This is a genomic window from Apibacter raozihei, assembly GCF_004014855.1.
Lineage (GTDB): Bacteria > Bacteroidota > Bacteroidia > Flavobacteriales > Weeksellaceae > Apibacter > Apibacter raozihei.
Window position 1 is genome coordinate 2,939,106 of the sequence record NZ_CP034930.1, and the last position, 19,384, is coordinate 2,958,489.

Consider the following 19,384-nt stretch of genomic DNA (forward strand, 5'->3'; position numbering starts at 1 on the left):
AAATATAAATTATATTTCTAAATCATAGTTGGATATAGAGAGACTGGTTAATATATTCTTTGTGTTAAAATAAAACGATACATAAATATTACCATCATTCATTTTATAAGCAGCTGAATTTTTGTATTTAACAAGCTTATTGGCATATATTTTTTGAATACCGAATAATGTACTTTTATGTAAAATTATACCATTGCCTAACTCTAAAGAATTTAATCCTCCAAAATTAAAACTAACCAGAGATATTAAGTCAGAGCTACCCGGCTTCCCTCCTGTTTCAGATATTACACTAATTTGAAAGCCATTGGTAAAATCCCATGTATATATATTGCCTGCACCTTCTATAGGTTCAAAACTTGTATAACCTGCAATAGAATTTATTGAGCCTACAGTCTGCGGTAATTTAAAACCTGTTTTAGTGAAAAATAAATCTTTTACTTTGGCTGATGATTTGGGTCCATAGATTAACCATGATTTTTTATATTTTACAGATTCCGATTTAGTATTTTTTGTTTGAGAATTTAAATGAGCTCCAGACAAAATTAATCCTAATGTCGCTAGTATTAAAAAATTCTTTTTCATAATTTCCGGTTCAACTTAATTAAGTAAATATAGTGATAATTTTCAGGAGTTTTTTTATTAAACTTTTTCATGATTTTAACTAACGGCAAGCTATTAAATAAAAATACAGAATAAAACTATTATAAATAATTGTAAAGTTATCTCATAATTATTACCTTTAAGACTGAAATATTTATTTTTTATTTATAATTTGATAGTGTTAAAATGAAAACGTCCACATCGCTTGTTATTAGTACTTATAATAATTCCGATATACTGAATCTGGTTTTAAAAAGTATAAACATACAATCTTTATTGCCAGATGAAATTATAATAGCTGATTGTAGTTCAAACTACGAGTCAGAAATTTTAATCTCTGCTTTTACACAAAAAACTAAAATACCGGTAATTCATATTAAACAAAGTGGTAATAAGTTACTAAAAGCTGAAATTTTAAATAAAGCAATTGCTAAATGTAAATCTGAATACATAATACAAATCCATGATGATTGTATACTGCATAAACATTTTATTAAAGACCATATTCATAGTCGTAAATATAATACATTCCTTTTTGGAACAATCATTCCTATTAATCAAAAAAAAACAGATTATATTATTAAAAATGAAATATATACATTTAGTTTTTTTTCAGGAAAAATTAAGAAAAGGATAAAAAATATTTATTTACCTTTTTTTAATCGGTTTCATAAACCTACAGAGTATTTATCCAATGACATGACCGGGAATAACCTTTCATACTGGAAAAAAGATTTTATTGATATAAACGGTTTTAATGAACAATTTAATGGATATGCAGGTGAAGATTCAGATTTTTGCCAACGATTACTTTTTAGCAGTGTTTGGGGAAAAAAATTACAAAATTGCGGAATTATTTATCATTTTAATTCTAATACTCCTACAATTGATAAAAACAATTTTTCACTTATTAAACAAACCCGAAGAAATAAAATCATATATTGTCCACAGGGCGTTGATAAATATTTAGGAATTAAAAAAAGCAATATACATTAACGGAATATAGTGCTTACTTTATGAGAAAAATTAACTAATATTTCCATTAAATAATTAGACTTCATCATCTTATGAGCATCTTTATATTCTTGTATACGGCTGATTTCAATCTCATTTTTACCCGCTAGTATTTCTAACCTTGAAGTTATAGATAGCATATGTTCACCTGATATAAAATCACAACATTTTAATGATTCATTAATGATTTGTTTGTTTATATCTGAGTTATTTTGATTAATAAGATATAGGATATTATTATCAGAAAGTATTGTATTTAATCCTCTGAATAAAGCCGTTTCACTGATTTTATTTTTTCCTTTTTTATAAATAAATGTTCTTATAGATTCCATTTTTTCTAAAAAAAGCTGAGGAGTTACCGGTTTTAATTCTCTTGCCATCCGTACTCTGTAACTCATATCGTATCGTTTACGAGTAGTCTCGTGCGATAAAGTTTTATATGCCTGATTTATTTCTATGAATAACTGATTAAACTCCAGATTACCACCATTGCGATCCGGGTGAAATTTAAAAGCTAAACGTCTGTACGCTTTTTTTATATCTTCAAAAGTTGCTGAAGGAGTAATTTCTAATATTTTATAATAATCTTTCATATCTTAATGAGCCTATAATCTAAAAGATACAATGGTTATAGAAACTAATACAAATTTACGACATTTTTTTATTTTAATAAATAACTTCATATAAACTAAAAAAGATTGCTTTACAGCAATCTTTTCTTAGTTTATAGAAAAAATTTTATGATTCGCAACTACTGCAACTCACCAAATTCACTACCATTTCCTTAGCTACACTCTGACTGCGCTGATAATATAATGTTTTAATACCTAACTTCCAGGCTTCTATAATTAATCGGTTAACATCTTTCACAGGTAGTTCTGCCGGAATGTTCAAATTTAAAGACTGGGACTGGTCTACATATTTTTGTCTGATGGCTGCCTGTTGAATAATTTCCAGCTGACTAATCTCTTTAAACGTTTTGAATACCTGCTTTTCTTCAAAAGAAAGTTCATTAATATGCTGTACACTTCCTCCATTAAGCATGATGCTTCTCCAAGTATCCTCGTTGTTTATTTCCTTTTCAGTCAATAACTTATCCAAATACTTATTTTTACGCATAAAATTTCCTTTGGATAATCCTGCCTTATAATAATTGGAACTAAATGGCTCTATACCTGGTGATGTCTGTCCTAAAATTGCAGAAGATGAGGTTGTTGGCGCAATAGCTAACAATGTTGTATTTCTTCTTCCATATCCTTTAAGTAAATCAGGCTCACCATATATTCTGGCTAAATCTTCAGTTGCTTTGTTGGATTTATCTTGTAAATATTTAAATATTTCTACTGTTTTTTGTTTGGCTTCCATTCCTTCAAAAGGAATCATATTTTTTTGTAAATAAGAGTGCCATCCTAAAACCCCTAACCCTAAAGCTCTATGTCTTTTAGCAAATTTATTTGCCGGTTCCAGATAATAATTTCCTTCCGTTTTTACAATAAATTCCTGCAATACGGCATCTAAAAAGAATATTGCCAGTTTCACGGCTTCTGTATCTTTCCATTCATCATATAGTTCCAGATTCATGGAAGATAAACAACAAATAAAGGATTCATCGAATGATGAAGGAAGCATAATTTCTGAACATAAGTTTGATGATCTGATAATTAAGCCTTCGTCTTTATAAACCTGCGGTTTATTTTTATTTACATTGTCTGAAAAGAAAATATAAGGCAGGCCTTTTTGCTGACGACTTTCAAGTACTTTCGCCCATATTTTTCTTTTATCCATGTCTCCATCAATCATCTCCTGCATCCAGTAATCAGGAACACAAACTCCGAAAAACAGGTTTTGGATAGGATTTCCAATATCTTTGATTGTTAAAAACTCTTCTATATCCGGATGGTCAATGTCCAGATAGGAAGCAAAAGCTCCTCTCCGTACACCTCCTTGAGAAATTGTATCCATAGCGGTATCAAATAATTTCATAAAACTTACCGCACCGCTACTTTTTCCATTATCTGAAACCGCTGATCCTCTTTCTCTCAAAGCCCCGAAATAACCGGAAGTTCCGCCTCCAATTTTCGTCTGCATAATTACTTCTCCCAATTTATGGGTAATGCCCTCAATACTATCAGGTATATGAACGTTAAAACAGGAAATAGGTAAACCTCTCTGTGTTCCCATATTTGCCCAAATAGGAGAACTAAGGCTCATCCATCCTCTTTCTATCATTTCCTGAAATGCTTCTTTTAATTCAGGTTTATATAATCTCTGGGCTGCGGCGGATGTAATTCTGTCTATAGCTCCTTCAACAGTTTCACCTTTTAAGAGATATCCTCTGTTTAAAATTTGCTCACTTTCCGAGTTCCTCCACCAAAGTTTTTCATTCATATCTTTAATCTAATCTTTTAACCATTAATTCTAGTTTTCCTTTTAATCCTGACTCTTTATGAGAAGCCAGCTTTCTGATAAAATACCCGTTATCTTTTCCTTCCGTATCAAGAAATGGCATTTCGTAAAATTCACTGAATTTAAAATTCTGTAAATAAACCGATAGAATTTCTTCCAATTCACTTAAAATCTGAAGATGTCTTTCTCTGTCTTGTAATTTTACCGGAATTTCTCTTTCTATACTTGCCTGAAATTCCAGATAAATAAAACTGGCTTTTACTAAATAAAAATCACCCATTTAAAATAAATCATTCTCAGTTATACTCTTATCATGTTTGGTATACTCGGTAGGTCTTTTTGCAAAGAAATCGTCCAGACTATTAGCAAAAACCTCTTCTTCAAACCAAGCCATCGGTTTGTATTGTTCGGCTGAAATATAATAAAGCTGTTCTATTCCTATTTGTTTTAAACTCTCATCCACTCTGAACTTCATAAAGTTTAACAAATTTTCTTTTTCAATGGTAGATATATTACCACTTTCAAAAATCCAGTCAAGAATCCTTCCTTCAATATCTATGGAGTTAACAACTGTTTCTCTTACGTGGCGAATCATATCTTCATCGAAGAAATCAGGAAACTCTTCTTTAATTTTATTCACAATATAAATACCAGCATTAGCGTGAACCTGTTCATCTACAGAAGTCCAACCAATAATATTGCTTACATTTTTCATTAGCCCTCTAAAACGCGTAAAGGACAAAATAATAGCAAACTGACTGAAAAGAGATACATTTTCAATAAGGATGGTAAATAATATTAGAGAGATAATGTATTTTTTACGGTCGTCTGATTTTGCATATTTCAGGGCATTATCAAGATATTCTACTCTTTCCCTAATTACCGGGATGGTAAGTAGCTTCTCAAACTCATTATTATAACCCAATACTTCAAGCAAACGGGAATATGCTTCAGAGTGTCTGAATTCACACTCTGCAAATGTACTTCCCAATCCATTAAACTCCGGTTTGGGAAAATGTTGGTAAATATTCCCCCAAAAAGTCTTGACAGCTACCTCTATCTGGGCAATTGCCAGTAAACTGTTTTTAATAGCATTTCTTTCACTATCATCCAGATGTGAATGAAAATCCTGAATATCTGCTGTAAAATCTACTTCTGAGTGTACCCAGAAAGCACGGTTTATAGCTTCGGTAAATTGTAATACCTCCGGATACTCAAATGGTTTATAATTAATTCTTCTATCAAATATTGACATAATCAAACTATATATTATTATTTCTAAATTTTACTTCATATAAGGCGACAACACTCCTGAAGAATTATATTTTAGTTAAATTTTTCATATTCTTCTGGTTTTTTACTTTAAAAATCGTAAAGGATTTTATTTAGTGTGCTTAACCTTAAACAATTGAGCGTTATTTATAAGGCGTTATTTACAGAAATAAAATTATAGATATTTCTCTTCTGTATCGGGATAAAGCCTAAAAGATATTAAGAACTTATAAACAAAAGACGCATAACAAATTGATATACATATACATACGAATGTTAATTTCTTGAATCCGTACCCCAGTTCAATTTTGCTCTAAGATTTTCATAATAGGAGTAATTGTTGTATTTAACAATCTTTATTTTAAAGTCTGCTCTCTTAATAACTATTTCGTCTTCTTCATTCATAGTGTGATATCTGGAATCAAGAGATAAAGAATACTGATGAGAACGGCTGTGAACTTTAAGCCTGATACTTACATCATCTTTAAGTATAAAGGGTCTGACATTTAAATTATGGGGAGCTATCGGAGTAATAACAAAGATATCTGCCATCGGATAAATAATAGGTCCTCCGCAACTTAAAGAGTAACCTGTGGAGCCCGTAGGTGTAGAAATTATTAGTCCATCAGCCCAAAATGTATTCAGAAATACATCATTTACATAAGTATCTACGGTTACCATAGATGTAGTTTCCTTTCTCATTACAGCTGCTTCATTGATTGCATAAGGTGGAAAGTCCTGAAAGTTATTTCGCACTTCTAACAAAGATCTTTCACTCAGGCTGTAATTTCCTTCTAAAATATCCGGAAGTTCCCTCAAGATTTCTGTTTTTTGCAAAGTAGCCAAAAATCCTAATCTACCTGTATTAATTCCAATAATGGGTATATTGGAATCTTTTATAAATGTTATGGCCGATAAAATGGTACCATCTCCTCCAAAAGTAAACAATAGTTCTGTATCCAGTGGTAAGCCATCTTCTTTAGTAAAAGGAATAAAATTGGAATTTTTATATCCTAAAACCTGATATAGTTCTACGATATAGGTATCACAGACCAAAATTGTTATTTTCTTTTCTTCTAACTTTTGAAAAAAAGACACAAGAATTTCCTGATCTTCTTCTTTGACAACCTGCCCGTATATTCCGACTTTCATTTTTTTCGTCATTAAAACTTTACTAAACCTCCATAAATTTTTGTAACTGATCAAATCGATCTTTCAATAATTCGTTCTTTGAATCTTCAAAATATTTATTGGAAATCTGATATCCGAATCTTTCAAAGGTGTCTCCTATTGAACTTATATTTTCAGCAGCAATTTTTAACGTAATATATGTACGATCTTCTTCTGTATTGGTTACCAGCAATCCTAGTATACGTCCGTTGTTACTTTCTACGATATTAGCCACCTCACTTATTGAATATTTCTGGATAGGTGTAGCTATTGTCATAAAAACCCCAAATTCTGCAATAAAGGGATAAGATGCTAGTTCTTCAACCACATCTTCTTCGGATATTATCCCTAATAATTTATCTTTTGCATCTATTACGGGAATACTATTAGTTTCGTTATCACTGAATATTCTTAGTGAGTCGAAAATGGTTGCATATTCATATAAATAGAAATTATCCAGTTCAATCAAATGATCTTTCATAAAATCATCATCCTCCAGATTACTTACAATGTCAAAGCTAATGCTTCCCAGTAATTTACCCTGGCTAAGTACACTTAAATGCGTAAGTTTTAGATCCAGCATAATTTGTTTAGCTTTCTTAACGGTATCATTCTCACTTAAAAGAGGAATATTTTTAGATAAATAATTAGTGATAATCATAATGCTAATGTATAACAAGATTTGTAACTAACCAAAATTTTGAAGGTCACTTCTTTGTTTCTTCGTTAATTTTTTTTCAACTTCTTTGTAAGAGTGTTCTATTAAGGTTTTCAATACTTTATCTGGAATCCCTCCTGCGAAGCTAACCGTATTCCAATGTTTTTTATTCATATGATAGCCTGGCTGAATATCTGAATATAAATCTCTTAATTCTAAAGCATAAGAAGGTTCACACTTCAGATTAACCCTAAAATCTTCCGTGTTTAATTTTGTTAAAGCATAAACCTTATCCATAACTTTAAATACAAGCGTATGCTCATCAAATGGGAAACATTCACTTGTACCAGGCAATTGCAGGCAAAAATCTCTGAACTCTTCAATATTCATTCTTTTAATTTATCTTAGTCTTATAAAAATACTATTATTCATATAGGTAACAAAATTAATTTTTTTACTAAATAATAAATTTATAAATAAAAATAAGATGCATTTTAAACACATCTTATTTTTATTGGTAATCATTGAAATTGATATTGTAATATCAACACATTTATTCAATTGGAATGTATAGTTCAGTCAGCAATTCTTCTTCTTTTACTTTTTCCGGGTCGTTAAGATACTTTTCAAAACTATATGAATTTCTTAGACTCAAATGGTTATCAGGTATATATTTAAATATAGTATCATATACATTTCCTAATTTTTTATATGATCCCTGATACCGGACTTTTAAATACTTTCCGCCTTTCATTTCTTTTACTCCTATTTCACCCTTAGGCAAAACATGAGCTGAAATAGTAAGACAACAATCAGTTCGTAATTTATCGGGTTCCGTTACTTTAGGATCGTCATAGTTTATACATATGTGCTCTATATCAGAAGAAAATAAAACGTTTTCTTTTACATATTCCCAAAGTTTTTTCCATGTTCCGCAATAGTCTAAAGAGTTATAATCTCCAAACAACTGAATATAAATAATTTGCTGGGGTTTGATAGATACCACCTGTGGTTCAAGATGTAGATTTTCCATAATTCTAACGGGTTTGATAATTGTAAATTTTTTATTTTTTCGATAATCGATTGGAGAAATACCGTAATATTGTTTAAAAATTTTCGATAAAGAAGAAGGTGTATTATATCCGATTCTGTAGGCAATATCTTTAAGTGGTAAATTTGTATATCTGATTAATTGAGCTGCAGTCTCAACTCTCGTTCGGATAATAAAAGATCCCAGAGGTTCACCTAAAAAGGCCTTCATAATTCTTTGAAAATGAAAGGGTGAAAAATGGGAAATACTTGCCAGTTTTTTTAAATCAATATCTTCATCTAAATGATTATTTATATAATCGATAACTATATTAATCCGTTTTAAATATTCTTCTTTAGTAGAAAATTTAGAATGCATTTTTACGATTTATTTCTATAAACAAAATTACTATCCTGCAACTAAACGTTCTTTTCCATTGTTGCTATTTTTAACTTTACACTCATTGGTTTTATATATTCTGGTACACTTAATTTATACCTAATTTCATAAGTTTTAAAGAAGAAACCTAAATTAAATATAAAAGCAGCTTTAATCAAATTTAGATTTACATATTAGTTAAACTGAATTAAAGATTATTTTTGTATTAATTAAAATATAATAGTCAATAAAAAAATTATAACATGCTTAGGTACGTAATAATAGTAATAATAGTTTTTGTTAATTATCCGGTATTCTGCCAAACTCAGTTTCTTGATTCTCATTTTACTTCCGATTTTTATAAAAATCAATGGGTAGGTTTTAATTTATATGATCCAGTTGAAAATGAAGAACTTTATAATTATCAGGGAGATAAGTATTTTATACCTGCATCAAATACAAAAATAATGACCTTATATACCGGATTAAAAATTTTGCCGGACTCTATCCCTTCTCTAAAATACCAAATCTTACATGATACTCTATATATAGCAGGTACAGGAGATCCTACAACTCTTGAACCTTTTTTCAAACAAAGAAAAGTCATTGATTTTTTAAGCAACCAGAAGTTGCCGATTGCTGTATATCTGGATAATTTTAATGATTCCAAATGGGCTCCCGGATGGTCCTGGGAAGATTATTCAGAATATTTTTCTGCAGAACGTTCACCTTTTCCTCTCTATGGTAATATTGTGACTATTTCGTCCACTTTAAACGTTTCCCCTATTTATTTTCAATCATTAGTTAAAAAAGAAAAGCATCAATATTTCAGAGATTTTACTAATAATCTGTTTTATGTTTCTACTCCAAAAACGTATGAAATCCCTTATATTACTTCACAGGATTTAACTCTGAAACTTATTGAAAGTGAAATTAATAAAAAGGTTTATAAAACCAATACATTTCCTACAGGAAACTCTAATATTTTATATAGCATTCCTTCGGATAGTTTATACCGAAGAATGATGCTGGTAAGTGATAATTTTTTGGCCGAACAGATTTTACTTATGAGCAGTCTGTATGTAAATGAAAGAATGAATAGTGAAGTAGTCATTAATCATATTTTAAAAAAACATTTATCAAAAATCCCTCAGGAACCTAGATGGGTAGACGGTTCCGGTCTATCCAGATATAATAATTTCAGTCCTAAGGATTTTGTGTATGTGCTAAATGAAATGTATCACGATATTGCTATAGAGCGTTTATTATCATTTTTTCCGGTTGGTGGTGTAAATGGAACATTGAAAAATAGTTACAAAGCAAAATCTCCTTATATTTTTGCCAAAACCGGATCAATGGGACAAGTATTTAACTTAAGCGGATTCATCAAAACCAAAACAGGAAGAATACTTATATTCAGTTATATGAATAACAATTTCAAGCATTCTAACTCTAGTTTAAAATTACAAATGAAAAAAATATTTGAATATATAAGAGACAACTATTAAAAAATTTCAATTTAAAAATTAAAAAAACTCTTCACAAGATGTGAAGAGTTTTTTTATGACTCGCAACAAGTTATTATTAGATATTAAGTAAAAATTTTTTATTGTAAATTTATTTTATAATGGGCTTCCAGATCAATTTCTCCTCCTAATTCATCCGTTGATACTGCATCCTGTTTTTTCTCAGCTGGTTGATGCATTAAGTATAAATAAACCTGCCCGGTAGCTCCTGCTTGTATGGTCCACACAGTTTTAAATCCTAATTTTCTACCTAAAGTATCAATTCTATCATCATCGGCATAAACGATACTCACATTAGATGTGTTTAGTTTTTGATAAAATACGAAATGATCATCTGCATCCTGAATAAAGATTTCATCTGTTACATCATGAAAATGATCATCATGAGGCGAGTAAAAATGGGTTTCCACAAGGTATTCTCCAGCAGGTAAATTTACATCGGCAACAGGCAGCACAGTAGTGCCTTCCGGTACTTCATAGGTAACTTCGTATATCGTTGCCGGTGAATTTTTTTCTCTGAATTGTAATACTACTTTAGATATTTCATCATGCTCGTGTTCAGGGATACTGTCTGTAATATCATTTCTGTCACTCGAAGAACATGAAGTTATTGCTAAACTTAATAAGATTGTAAATACTGAAAATAGAGCTACTTTCAGTGAAATTGATTTTATAATATTTTTCATTTTTTGTTTATTAAAAATTATACTGTAATTTTAAGATAAAATTTCTCCCCGTTTCATCAGCGTAATACCTCAAACGGTTCATATAGTCCCTGTATGAAGTATCAAATATATTTCTAAGAGTCAAAGAAATATCTAAATTGTTATGAGAAGTTACTTCCCAAGTAAAACCTGTTGCTAAATCAAAAAGCTGATATGCAGCCGGCGGAGAACTTATATCTAATAAAGTAGGTACCAAAATTCCATTTTTAGCTATATCTATACTAAAATTATAATCCGGATAATGGGATTGTTTAAATACGGATGTAGAAGTAATTTTGGCAAAGAAATTATTCCATTTATTATTTTTATATTCTAAAGAGTTGACCCATTTAACAGGTGGCATGCTAATAAGTGCAATGTTATTTTTTTTGTCATTGCCCCGCAGATATGAAAAATTAGATCCTAAAGTGAAATTTCGGATAAAATTATAATTAGCGGTTACATCAATTCCATAAATTTCGGCATTGGTCTGCAAATACTGCCAAACGGGAAATGCTCCTCTTATTGTGTATTCAGCACCTGTTGGAACCTGATTTATAAAATCTTTAATATAATTATAATGAATTGTGAAATCAATGTTCAACCTGTAATCCAGCAAATGAGTGTTTAAAGAAGCAATAAACTTATTGGATTTTTCATTTTTTAACTCCAAATCCCCCAGTTCTATAGCTGCAGCAGAATGATGCAATCCGTCACTAAACAACTCAGAAGGATTGGGGTTTCTACTGCTTAATGAATAATTCACTGTTAAATCGCTAACGGCTCCCAGCTTGTAAACGGCTCCTAAAGTTGCTGCATATCCATTAAATTCTAGCACCGGATTGGTTAAATAATTTAATCCCGTATCTTTTATAATTAAATTAGAATATTTTTTATCATATCCCAAAGCCCTCCAACGGGTCTTTTTATAAAATTTTAAGGCATCAATTTTTTGATAATCATATCTAAAACCTCCTTCCAAAGTTAATGCCTGATTAACTTTGTAGCTTTCCATCAAGTAAATACCAAAATTATTTTTTTCGTAATATGGAATAAGTGGACTTACACCTGTTCCTGCATTAGGAAAGTTCTTTTGATAAACATACGATACTCCAATTTTCCCTTTAAATCCATTAAACTCAGCATGATCAAAATTCAAATTAAAATCATGAGTGGTTAAATCCAGATTTAACGAAGGTTTATTTTTATATTCGGTTCTACGGATATCGTACTCTTTTCTGTTATTAAACTGATACCCATAGACAAACGTAAGTTTACCAAAATCAAAATTGTAATATGTATCAAATTTGGCTAAATTATGCTGTATTTTTTGCTTAGGAGCATCTATACGCATAGTAAAATCATTGATTATAGTCGGCTGTCGGCTATTAATGGCGTTAACCAGGTTTTCAAGGTTTCCGATATGTGCCGACTTTAATATTCCTGATTCTGTACCGTAAAAGCTAAAAAAACCTTCAACTCCCCAATTATGCTTATGGTAGCCTAATTGTGCTGAAAAATCGTTTTCTTTAATCCCTGTGTTCGATAAAATATAATCGGGAGCAGATAAATCTCCCAACCTTTTATAGGTTCCCTGCAAACGTAAGGCAAAACCATTTTTCCAACCTTTCTCAATATTAGCAGAAATATTGCCTCCTCTACCATTAGAAATATATGAAGTCAAAAGGTTTCCCATAAGAGTATCTTTGGTCGTAAGTTTCTTAGGTTCAATCAAAATAACTCCTCCCGTGGCATCTCCCGCATATTGAAGAGCTCCTGCACCTTTTATTACAGATATGGAATTGGCTATATTTATATCAATATCAGGTGCATGTTCTACCCCCCATTGCTGATCTTCCTGTCTTATTCCGTTATTTAATACAGGAACTCTGCTGCTGTGTAAACCATGAATTACTGGTTTTACAATATTGTTTCCTGTACTTAATGCATTTACTCCTGCAATGGATGTTAACGCTGTACCTAAGTTAGTATCAGAATACTGATTAATTTGACTTTTAGTAAGCTTGTTTTCTATTGAAGTAGTAGTTTGCTTTTTCGCTTTTCCAACGGTTATAATATTTTGAAGTTCTTTTTCGTGATGTTCTAATGAAAAATTACGAATCGTTGCCCGATTTATACTTACCTGAAAAACTTTGGTTTTACACTCTGAATGTTTTAGTTCTGCCTGATAAGTACCTTCGCATAAATTCTCTAGACGGTAAGTTCCCTGAGCATCTGTATAGGTGTTATACAAAGACTGGTTCTTTGTATTTTTCAAGCTTATTTCTGCATTTTCTAAACCTTCACCGGTATGTATATCGGTAACCGAACCTGATAATGATAAAGTACAGGTTGTTTGCGACTGTACTATTGTTGTAAGCAACAATAACAATGCACTGATTAATTTAGCCATAAATCTTTTTGTATAAAAATAATAACGAATAATTATATTTTTGATTTCCTGATCTTTCAGGCATCAAAAATTAATTGACACTAATAATAAAATTATATGCAAAAAGGTGGCGGACGATTGTGTAGCTTATTAAAAAGCTTTTCGTTTATAAAAATTGATTTATACTGAATCTGATAAAGCTCATTATGATTGGAGGTATGTACAAATGAGAAATGAGAAATTTCAACCGGTTCGGCATTCTGAAATTTACCAATCTGAAAAATTGTTTGACATACAGAACAGTGATCCTGATGTACTTGTTCTTGTTTATGTTGCTCAATATGAATAAATTCCTGAACTGCAATAAGCTTAAAAGCAAGCATTATTGCAAAAAAGAAATAAATAATTTTCAATTTATATAATTGAATTAACTTCATAAACAGCTAAAATTCAAGTGCAAATTTAATAAAAAAAACCTTCCGTAAAGTTCGGAAGGTTGTAAATTTTCAGTTTCTTATATTATTTACTTTCTTTTACAAGCTGTTTTTTAGATTTTTTTTCTTCAGATTTTTCAAGCTCTTTAGCTAGTTCTAGGATATAATCGTGAAGATTATCTTTGACTTCCGGATGTTTTAATCCATATTGTATACTGGTCTTTAAAAAACCGAATTTATCTCCTACATCATAGCGGGTTCCTTTGAAAACACGAGCGAATACTCTTTGTGTTTTGTTTAAAGTATCTATGGCATCAGTAAGTTGAATTTCTCCACCTGCACCGGGCTTCTGACTTTCAAGAATTTCAAATATTTGAGGAGTCAGCAGATAGCGTCCAATAATAGCCAAATTACTGGGAGCATCTTCTGGTTTAGGTTTTTCAACAAATTTTTGTACATTATACAAACCTTCTTCTACTGAATGTTCAGGAGCTATAATTCCATATTTAGATGTTTCTTCTTTAGGAACTTCCATAACCGCTATAGTTGGAGCATGAATTTTTTCATAATCATCGATCAACTGTTTCGTTAAAGGTACCTCATCCTGCATTAAATCATCTCCCAGCATTACTACAAAAGGTTCGTTACCTACAAATGCTTTAGCCATTAAAACCGCGTGTCCTAAACCTTTGGGATGAGATTGTCTAATGAAATGTAAATTTAAACCTGTAGTTTCTTCTACCAATTCTAGTAATTCGGTTTTATTTTTTTCTCTTAGGTTATTTTCTAACTCAGGGTTTGAATCAAAATGATCTTCTATAGGACGTTTGCCTTTTCCGGTAACTATTAATATATCTTCTATACCCGAATTGATAGCCTCTTCCACAATAAACTGAATGGTAGGCTTATCTACAATCGGAAGCATTTCTTTTGCTAATGCCTTTGTTGCAGGTAAAAATCTTGTACCTAAACCGGCAGCAGGTATAATTGCCTTTTTTACTTTTTTCATATATACACTAATTAAAAATACTTAATATAATTATTTTTTTATCTTAATTTTTGAATTTTATACAAATATACTAAAAAATTAGTTTTTTATCCGTAAATAAGTGTTACTTTAAATATTCTAAATAGCTGATATAATAATCTTTTATTATTTAAAAGTTAACTTCCTGGATGATAAAAATGAGACCAGTAAACCAATAAATAAAACCGTTGAAATCACAATCAAGTAATTATAAGAATCAAACTTAACGGGAAAAGGCATAAATGAATTAGCCATGACTAAAGAATAATCTGCCTGAAGCCAGGTTAGTACAGTACCTAAAATAATTCCTAAAAGAACACCAGATACAGTTATGATAATTCCTATTGTAAAGAAAAGTTTTTTCAATCCTTTTCGACTGTATCCGAGAGATATTAATGATTTTGACTGATGTTTCTTATCTAAAATAATAATAATTATAGCTCCTGCCATATTAAAGGATGCAATGATAATGACCAGTATAAAAATAAGATAAATAAATAATTGCTCAACTTTCATCATTTTCAGAAAAGAAGCATCTTGCTCCTGACGTGTTAAAACCTGATACTGATTGCCTAATTCTGATTTCAATCTTGACTGAATAGACTTAACATCTCTGGTTTTTGTTTTGATCTCAATGGAAAAAGCACTTTCAGGAGGTAAATTCAGTAATTTTTGAGATACTTGAATAGGAACAAAAATATAGTTTTCGTATTGATCATTGAGTGCGAAAATTCCGGTCATATGTACCTGTGTCTTCTCAAATGCATTATCTATAGTCAACACACCCCTACCCGGTTTGGGCATATACAATGAAGAATAAGCTTCATTATCAATCGGCATTCCCAGTCTGTATGCCAAAGCAGTTCCAAAAGCAGCCTCGTCTTCACGCAAAGGATCAGGAAATTTACCTGCCTGAAAACAGGTATCTATTTTAACAACATTTAAAAAATTAGAATCTACACCTTTTAAATAGGCTATTTCATCTTTATCGTTATATAAAACGTAAACTTTTTCTTGAATTACTTTTGTAAAAGTTTGAATGTCTTTTTCTGATTTTAAAACAGCCTCTATTTTCTGTATATTATTTAATAGCTTACCGGAAGCCGGTAGTATTTTCAAATCGGGATTAACATCACTGAATAATCTGATATTAAAGCTTTCTAAACCACTAAAAACCGACAAAATTACAAACATAGCACAGGTAGCTATAGAAATAGCTATCAACGAAGTGTACATAATTATGCTTACGGCTTGTGTACTTTTTTTAGAAATAAAGTATCGAAAAGCTATATACCATGATAAATTTTTCACAAACTATAAAATAGGGTTTTCATCTTCTCCCTTTAAAGCTCTTTCTATTTTTTCCACATCATCTAAAGTGGTATCTAAATAAAAAGACAACTCAGGAATTTGTCGCAACTGTTTAGCAAGTTTTTTGCCTAAAATTTTTCGTATTTGTGATTGCAATGCAGTAATTTCTTTCATAAGAGGATCCCTATATTTTTGAGGAAAAATACTAAGATAAACCTTAGCTGTTCCTAAATCCGGTGAAACTTTAACTCCAGTGGTCGAAATAAGAATTCCCTGACCTATATCGGCTGACTGCTTACGGAAAATTTCTGCTAATTCTTCCTGCAATAACTGATTAATTTTTTTTTGTCTATTACTTTCCATAATATTTCACAAATTTATAGAAATTAAATAACTTATAAAATTTAAATTTACTTTCAATTTTGAAATTATAAAGTCATTGCTTATAAATATTTTCGCCTAACCTAAAATGTTTAATAAATATTTTAGAATTTAATTTAGTTTTTAATAAATGTAAGGTATAAAATACTTGTTTACATACATCTAAAAACTACAAATGGCATATTAGTTGAGCTTTGTCCGTAAATACATAAATTATTTAAAATATGAATATACTTCAAGTAGCACAAGAAACTACCCCAAAAGAAATTGTAAGTTCTGCCACACTGGAAAAATTAATGGATAAATTAATCGATTTGGGTTATGAATTAGGGTTAAAAATTATTACCTGCCTAATTGTTTATTACATTGGTAAATTCATAATTAAATGGGTTGAAAAACTTGTACACAGAATTCTTGAAAGAAAAAAAATAGATCAATCCGTTAAGTCATTTTTAGGAAGTCTGGTAAACATCACATTAACAATTATGTTGATAATGTCTATTATTGGCATTCTTGGAATACAAACCACTTCATTTGCCGCTTTAATAGCATCTGCTGGCTTAGCTATAGGTATGGCTATGAAAGATAATCTGGGAAATTTTGCCGGAGGGGTGATGATATTATTTAACAAACCCATAAAAATCGGTGACTATATTTCAGCACAGGGCCAAGAAGGCACAGTTAAATCCATCGGTATATTATATACTTTGTTAACTACAGCAGACAATAAAACAGTATTTATTCCTAACGGTCCTCTTTCTACTGGTAATATTTTAAATTTTTCTACTCAGGAACAACGAAGAATTGATATTATTGTTGGTGTTGATTATGGAACTTCTCTCTCCCAGGTAAAAGAAATTTTAAACAGTATAATAAGCTCTAACCCTTCAATTTTACAATCACCAGTACCATTTGTAGGTTTACAAAAACTAAATGACAGCTCTATAGATTTTGTTATAAGAGTATGGGCTGAGTCATCTGAATACTGGAATGTTTATTACTATCTTAATGAAAATATTTATGAACGGTTCACCAAAGAAAATATTAATATTCCATTCCCTCAATTGACGGTGCATATGGCTGGCAATACAACAGAAAATAAATAAAGACTAAAACTATCAAATTTATCATTTATAATTATTGAACATAATAAATATTTACTTATTAAATTTTAAATCAAACCAATCATTAACATATCTTACTGAAAAGTAATAAAATGAATATTATACATCATTTTTTTGTTACCATAAATGTCTTTTTGGTCTGTTATTTGATATTCATATTTTTCAGTAAGTTCTTATATAATATGTATACTTATAGTTTAATTTTCAGAAAATAAAATTTTTTTTTATAAGTATACATATTATCTTTGCACTTCCAATTTTTAATTATGTGAGGTATGCAAACAGATTATAAAGAATTTTTTTCCAATATAACCGACAATGACAAAACAGGTTTTCTGCTTTGGAAAGTCAATAATTATTGGCAAAGAGCCTTTAAAAAAAATTTTCGAGAACTGGATATAACCCATAGCCAGCTTTTGCTTTTATTCGGAATTTTATGGGGAGAAACCCATCACTTGGAAGTTACCCAAAAAGATCTCTCCGATAAAGCAGGAATAGATCCAATGACTACTTCAACCGTTTTGAGAACACTTCAGAAAAAAGGGTGGATTAAAAGAAAATTTAATAAAAAGGATTCCAGAACCCGTCTGATATATATTACAGATGAGGGTAAAAAAATAGTTGACCATGCCGGAATAATAATTAAAGAATTTAATAACTCATTTTTTGAAGCATTAAAAGAACATCAAAAACAATTTCAGGAAAATTTGATAACCTTGCTTATGTCTGATGAAGACACAAAAAAAGAGTTTATTAACAATCATCCGGAAGAATTTAAAAAATATAATATTAATATCGAAAAATAATAAGTATGAAACTCAGAAGAATACAAATTATAGCCTTGCTATTTACAGCCGGTTCTGTAATTTTCACATCCTGCGGAGGAGATAAAAAGTCGGGAGCCGCTGCTGCAGGTATGGCAAACCAGGTAATGCCTTACCCGGTTAAAGTCGTAACTACTCAAACTGCCGTACTAACCAGCGATTATCCTGCTACAATAAAAGGAGAACAAGATATTGAAATTCGTCCAATGGTTGAAGGCTTTATAAAAACCATTCACGTTGACGAAGGTGCTTCAGTTAGAAAAGGACAACGTTTATTTACATTAGATGCACCTCAATATGCTCAAAATGTACTAAGCGCAGAAGCAGCTATAAAAACGGCTACAGCCGATTTAAACAATGCCCAAATGGACGTTGAAAAAATTACTCCATTGGTTGAAAAAGGAATTGTAAGTAAATACCAGCTTGAAGCTGCAAAATTTGCATTACAAGCTAAAAGAGCTGCTTTAAATCAAGCACAAACTGCTTTGGCTAATGCAAGAACTAATTTATCTTATACAAATATTACTAGTCCGGTAGATGGGATTGTAGGAGCTATTCCTTTTCGTTTAGGTAGTTTGGTTGGAAGTACAAGCACATTAACTACCGTTGCCAACACTTCTAACGTATATGTATATTTTTCATTGAACGAAAAACAATTACTTGACTTTTTAAAAGATACTCCGGGAGCTAATCAGGCTGAAAAAATACGCCGTGCAGAACCCATTCAACTTATATTGGCTGATGGTTCAGAATACAGTGAAAAAGGAAGACTTGAAACCATAAACGGTATCGTAAATACTTCTACTGGTTCTGCTAATTTCAGAGCTAACTTCCCTAATCCTCAAGGATTATTGCGAAGTGGGTCTACCGGATCAATTAGAATAAACCGCACCGTAAAAAATGCTATCGTAATTCCTCAGAAAGTTACTTTCGAATTACAAGGACAAACTTTTGTATTTGTAGTACAAAAAGACAATAAAGTTAAACAGGTAACTATTAATGTAACTCCTGCCTCTGACGGACAATCATTTATAGTTAACTCTGGACTTAATGTAAATGATAAAATTGTTGTTAACGGAATTCAAAACCTTAAAGAAGGTATGGAAATCAAACCTCAACTTTAATTTAAATTC

Annotated in this window: 20 protein-coding genes; 5 read left to right on the plus strand and 15 right to left on the minus strand. The window is 30.6% G+C overall.

Annotation, left to right across the window (positions count from 1 at the left end; all coding sequences use genetic code 11):
• Positions 1–9: 9 nt before the first annotated feature.
• Positions 10–582, minus strand: coding sequence for a hypothetical protein (locus tag EOV51_RS13075; protein WP_128152977.1), 573 nt, complete (start codon positions 580–582; stop codon positions 10–12).
• Between the two features lie 204 nt (positions 583–786).
• Between EOV51_RS13075 and EOV51_RS13080 the strand changes: the two genes are divergently transcribed.
• A complete protein-coding gene (locus tag EOV51_RS13080) occupies positions 787–1,596 on the plus strand; it encodes a glycosyltransferase (protein WP_128152978.1) in 810 nt (269 codons plus the stop codon).
• Here EOV51_RS13080 and EOV51_RS13085 read toward each other — a convergent pair.
• The 8 genes from EOV51_RS13085 to EOV51_RS13120 form a co-directional block, all read right to left on the minus strand.
• Positions 1,593–2,207: a J domain-containing protein gene (locus EOV51_RS13085; protein ID WP_128152979.1), complete on the minus strand. Its 615-nt coding sequence runs from the start codon at positions 2,205–2,207 to the stop codon at positions 1,593–1,595. The two genes, EOV51_RS13080 and EOV51_RS13085, sit on opposite strands and share 4 nt — an antisense overlap.
• Positions 2,208–2,352: 145 nt before the next feature.
• Positions 2,353–4,002 carry a ribonucleoside-diphosphate reductase subunit alpha gene (locus EOV51_RS13090; RefSeq protein ID WP_128152980.1) on the minus strand — a complete coding sequence of 550 codons (1,650 nt, stop codon included), beginning with the start codon at positions 4,000–4,002 and terminating at the stop codon, positions 2,353–2,355.
• 4 nt (positions 4,003–4,006) lie between these two features.
• Positions 4,007–4,300 (minus strand): hypothetical protein, encoded by a 294-nt coding sequence (locus EOV51_RS13095; protein WP_128152981.1) that lies wholly within the window; start codon positions 4,298–4,300, stop codon positions 4,007–4,009.
• Entirely contained in the window at positions 4,301–5,275 is a 975-nt protein-coding gene (locus EOV51_RS13100; RefSeq protein ID WP_128152982.1) for a ribonucleotide-diphosphate reductase subunit beta, read from the minus strand.
• Positions 5,276–5,568: 293 nt separating this feature from the next.
• Complete coding sequence (locus tag EOV51_RS13105; RefSeq protein ID WP_228427634.1) at positions 5,569–6,444, minus strand: NAD kinase; 876 nt, start codon at positions 6,442–6,444, stop codon at positions 5,569–5,571.
• 22 nt (positions 6,445–6,466) lie between these two features.
• Positions 6,467–7,123: a CBS domain-containing protein gene (locus EOV51_RS13110; RefSeq protein WP_128152984.1), complete on the minus strand. Its 657-nt coding sequence runs from the start codon at positions 7,121–7,123 to the stop codon at positions 6,467–6,469.
• Between the two features lie 27 nt (positions 7,124–7,150).
• Entirely contained in the window at positions 7,151–7,510 is a 360-nt protein-coding gene (locus tag EOV51_RS13115; RefSeq protein WP_128152985.1) for an MmcQ/YjbR family DNA-binding protein, read from the minus strand.
• 163 nt (positions 7,511–7,673) lie between these two features.
• Positions 7,674–8,528, minus strand: coding sequence for an AraC family transcriptional regulator (locus EOV51_RS13120; RefSeq protein ID WP_128152986.1), 855 nt, complete (start codon positions 8,526–8,528; stop codon positions 7,674–7,676).
• Between the two features lie 263 nt (positions 8,529–8,791).
• Here EOV51_RS13120 and EOV51_RS13125 point away from each other — a divergent pair, with 263 nt between their 5' ends.
• Entirely contained in the window at positions 8,792–10,036 is a 1,245-nt protein-coding gene (locus EOV51_RS13125) for a D-alanyl-D-alanine carboxypeptidase (protein ID WP_128152987.1), read from the plus strand.
• Between the two features lie 98 nt (positions 10,037–10,134).
• Here the strand turns inward: EOV51_RS13125 and EOV51_RS13130 are convergent, their stop codons facing one another.
• The 6 genes from EOV51_RS13130 to rbfA form a co-directional block, all read right to left on the minus strand.
• Positions 10,135–10,740: a hypothetical protein gene (locus tag EOV51_RS13130; RefSeq protein WP_128152988.1), complete on the minus strand. Its 606-nt coding sequence runs from the start codon at positions 10,738–10,740 to the stop codon at positions 10,135–10,137.
• Between the two features lie 10 nt (positions 10,741–10,750).
• Entirely contained in the window at positions 10,751–13,171 is a 2,421-nt protein-coding gene (locus tag EOV51_RS13135; protein ID WP_128152989.1) for a TonB-dependent receptor, read from the minus strand.
• Between the two features lie 92 nt (positions 13,172–13,263).
• Positions 13,264–13,587, minus strand: coding sequence for a hypothetical protein (locus tag EOV51_RS13140; RefSeq protein ID WP_128152990.1), 324 nt, complete (start codon positions 13,585–13,587; stop codon positions 13,264–13,266).
• An 82-nt stretch (positions 13,588–13,669) separates the two neighbouring features.
• Positions 13,670–14,593 carry a UTP--glucose-1-phosphate uridylyltransferase GalU gene (gene galU / locus EOV51_RS13145; RefSeq protein ID WP_128152991.1) on the minus strand — a complete coding sequence of 308 codons (924 nt, stop codon included), beginning with the start codon at positions 14,591–14,593 and terminating at the stop codon, positions 13,670–13,672.
• Positions 14,594–14,737: 144 nt separating this feature from the next.
• Entirely contained in the window at positions 14,738–15,847 is a 1,110-nt protein-coding gene (locus tag EOV51_RS13150; protein ID WP_228427635.1) for an ABC transporter permease, read from the minus strand.
• A gap of 78 nt (positions 15,848–15,925) precedes the next feature.
• Positions 15,926–16,285 carry a 30S ribosome-binding factor RbfA gene (gene rbfA, locus EOV51_RS13155; RefSeq protein WP_128152993.1) on the minus strand — a complete coding sequence of 120 codons (360 nt, stop codon included), beginning with the start codon at positions 16,283–16,285 and terminating at the stop codon, positions 15,926–15,928.
• 242 nt (positions 16,286–16,527) lie between these two features.
• Here rbfA and EOV51_RS13160 point away from each other — a divergent pair, with 242 nt between their 5' ends.
• From EOV51_RS13160 to EOV51_RS13170, 3 genes are all read left to right on the plus strand, one after another.
• Positions 16,528–17,409, plus strand: a complete 882-nt coding sequence (locus tag EOV51_RS13160; protein WP_128152994.1) for a mechanosensitive ion channel family protein — start codon at positions 16,528–16,530, stop codon at positions 17,407–17,409.
• Between the two features lie 293 nt (positions 17,410–17,702).
• Positions 17,703–18,233 (plus strand): MarR family winged helix-turn-helix transcriptional regulator, encoded by a 531-nt coding sequence (locus EOV51_RS13165; protein WP_128152995.1) that lies wholly within the window; start codon positions 17,703–17,705, stop codon positions 18,231–18,233.
• A 5-nt stretch (positions 18,234–18,238) separates the two neighbouring features.
• Positions 18,239–19,375 carry an efflux RND transporter periplasmic adaptor subunit gene (locus EOV51_RS13170; protein ID WP_128152996.1) on the plus strand — a complete coding sequence of 379 codons (1,137 nt, stop codon included), beginning with the start codon at positions 18,239–18,241 and terminating at the stop codon, positions 19,373–19,375.
• The last annotated feature ends 9 nt before the right edge of the window (positions 19,376–19,384 follow it).

What these genes read in the sequence shown, in the direction of transcription:
- EOV51_RS13120 (WP_128152986.1), bottom strand. Translation starts at nt 8,528, where the DNA reads ATGCATTCTAAATTTTCTACTAAAGAAGAATATTTAAAACGGATTAAT.
- EOV51_RS13135 (WP_128152989.1), bottom strand. Translation starts at nt 13,171, where the DNA reads ATGGCTAAATTAATCAGTGCATTGTTATTGTTGCTTACAACAATAGTA.
- EOV51_RS13170 (WP_128152996.1), top strand. Translation starts at nt 18,239, where the DNA reads ATGAAACTCAGAAGAATACAAATTATAGCCTTGCTATTTACAGCCGGT.
- EOV51_RS13095 (WP_128152981.1), bottom strand. Translation starts at nt 4,300, where the DNA reads ATGGGTGATTTTTATTTAGTAAAAGCCAGTTTTATTTATCTGGAATTT.
- EOV51_RS13100 (WP_128152982.1), bottom strand. Translation starts at nt 5,275, where the DNA reads ATGTCAATATTTGATAGAAGAATTAATTATAAACCATTTGAGTATCCG.
- EOV51_RS13140 (WP_128152990.1), bottom strand. Translation starts at nt 13,587, where the DNA reads ATGAAGTTAATTCAATTATATAAATTGAAAATTATTTATTTCTTTTTT.
- EOV51_RS13165 (WP_128152995.1), top strand. Translation starts at nt 17,703, where the DNA reads ATGCAAACAGATTATAAAGAATTTTTTTCCAATATAACCGACAATGAC.
- EOV51_RS13150 (WP_228427635.1), bottom strand. Translation starts at nt 15,847, where the DNA reads ATGTACACTTCGTTGATAGCTATTTCTATAGCTACCTGTGCTATGTTT.
- EOV51_RS13130 (WP_128152988.1), bottom strand. Translation starts at nt 10,740, where the DNA reads ATGAAAAATATTATAAAATCAATTTCACTGAAAGTAGCTCTATTTTCA.
- EOV51_RS13075 (WP_128152977.1), bottom strand. Translation starts at nt 582, where the DNA reads ATGAAAAAGAATTTTTTAATACTAGCGACATTAGGATTAATTTTGTCT.
- EOV51_RS13125 (WP_128152987.1), top strand. Translation starts at nt 8,792, where the DNA reads ATGCTTAGGTACGTAATAATAGTAATAATAGTTTTTGTTAATTATCCG.
- EOV51_RS13160 (WP_128152994.1), top strand. Translation starts at nt 16,528, where the DNA reads ATGAATATACTTCAAGTAGCACAAGAAACTACCCCAAAAGAAATTGTA.
- EOV51_RS13080 (WP_128152978.1), top strand. Translation starts at nt 787, where the DNA reads ATGAAAACGTCCACATCGCTTGTTATTAGTACTTATAATAATTCCGAT.
- EOV51_RS13110 (WP_128152984.1), bottom strand. Translation starts at nt 7,123, where the DNA reads ATGATTATCACTAATTATTTATCTAAAAATATTCCTCTTTTAAGTGAG.
- EOV51_RS13115 (WP_128152985.1), bottom strand. Translation starts at nt 7,510, where the DNA reads ATGAATATTGAAGAGTTCAGAGATTTTTGCCTGCAATTGCCTGGTACA.
- rbfA (WP_128152993.1), bottom strand. Translation starts at nt 16,285, where the DNA reads ATGGAAAGTAATAGACAAAAAAAAATTAATCAGTTATTGCAGGAAGAA.
- EOV51_RS13105 (WP_228427634.1), bottom strand. Translation starts at nt 6,444, where the DNA reads ATGAAAGTCGGAATATACGGGCAGGTTGTCAAAGAAGAAGATCAGGAA.
- EOV51_RS13085 (WP_128152979.1), bottom strand. Translation starts at nt 2,207, where the DNA reads ATGAAAGATTATTATAAAATATTAGAAATTACTCCTTCAGCAACTTTT.
- EOV51_RS13090 (WP_128152980.1), bottom strand. Translation starts at nt 4,002, where the DNA reads ATGAATGAAAAACTTTGGTGGAGGAACTCGGAAAGTGAGCAAATTTTA.
- galU (WP_128152991.1), bottom strand. Translation starts at nt 14,593, where the DNA reads ATGAAAAAAGTAAAAAAGGCAATTATACCTGCTGCCGGTTTAGGTACA.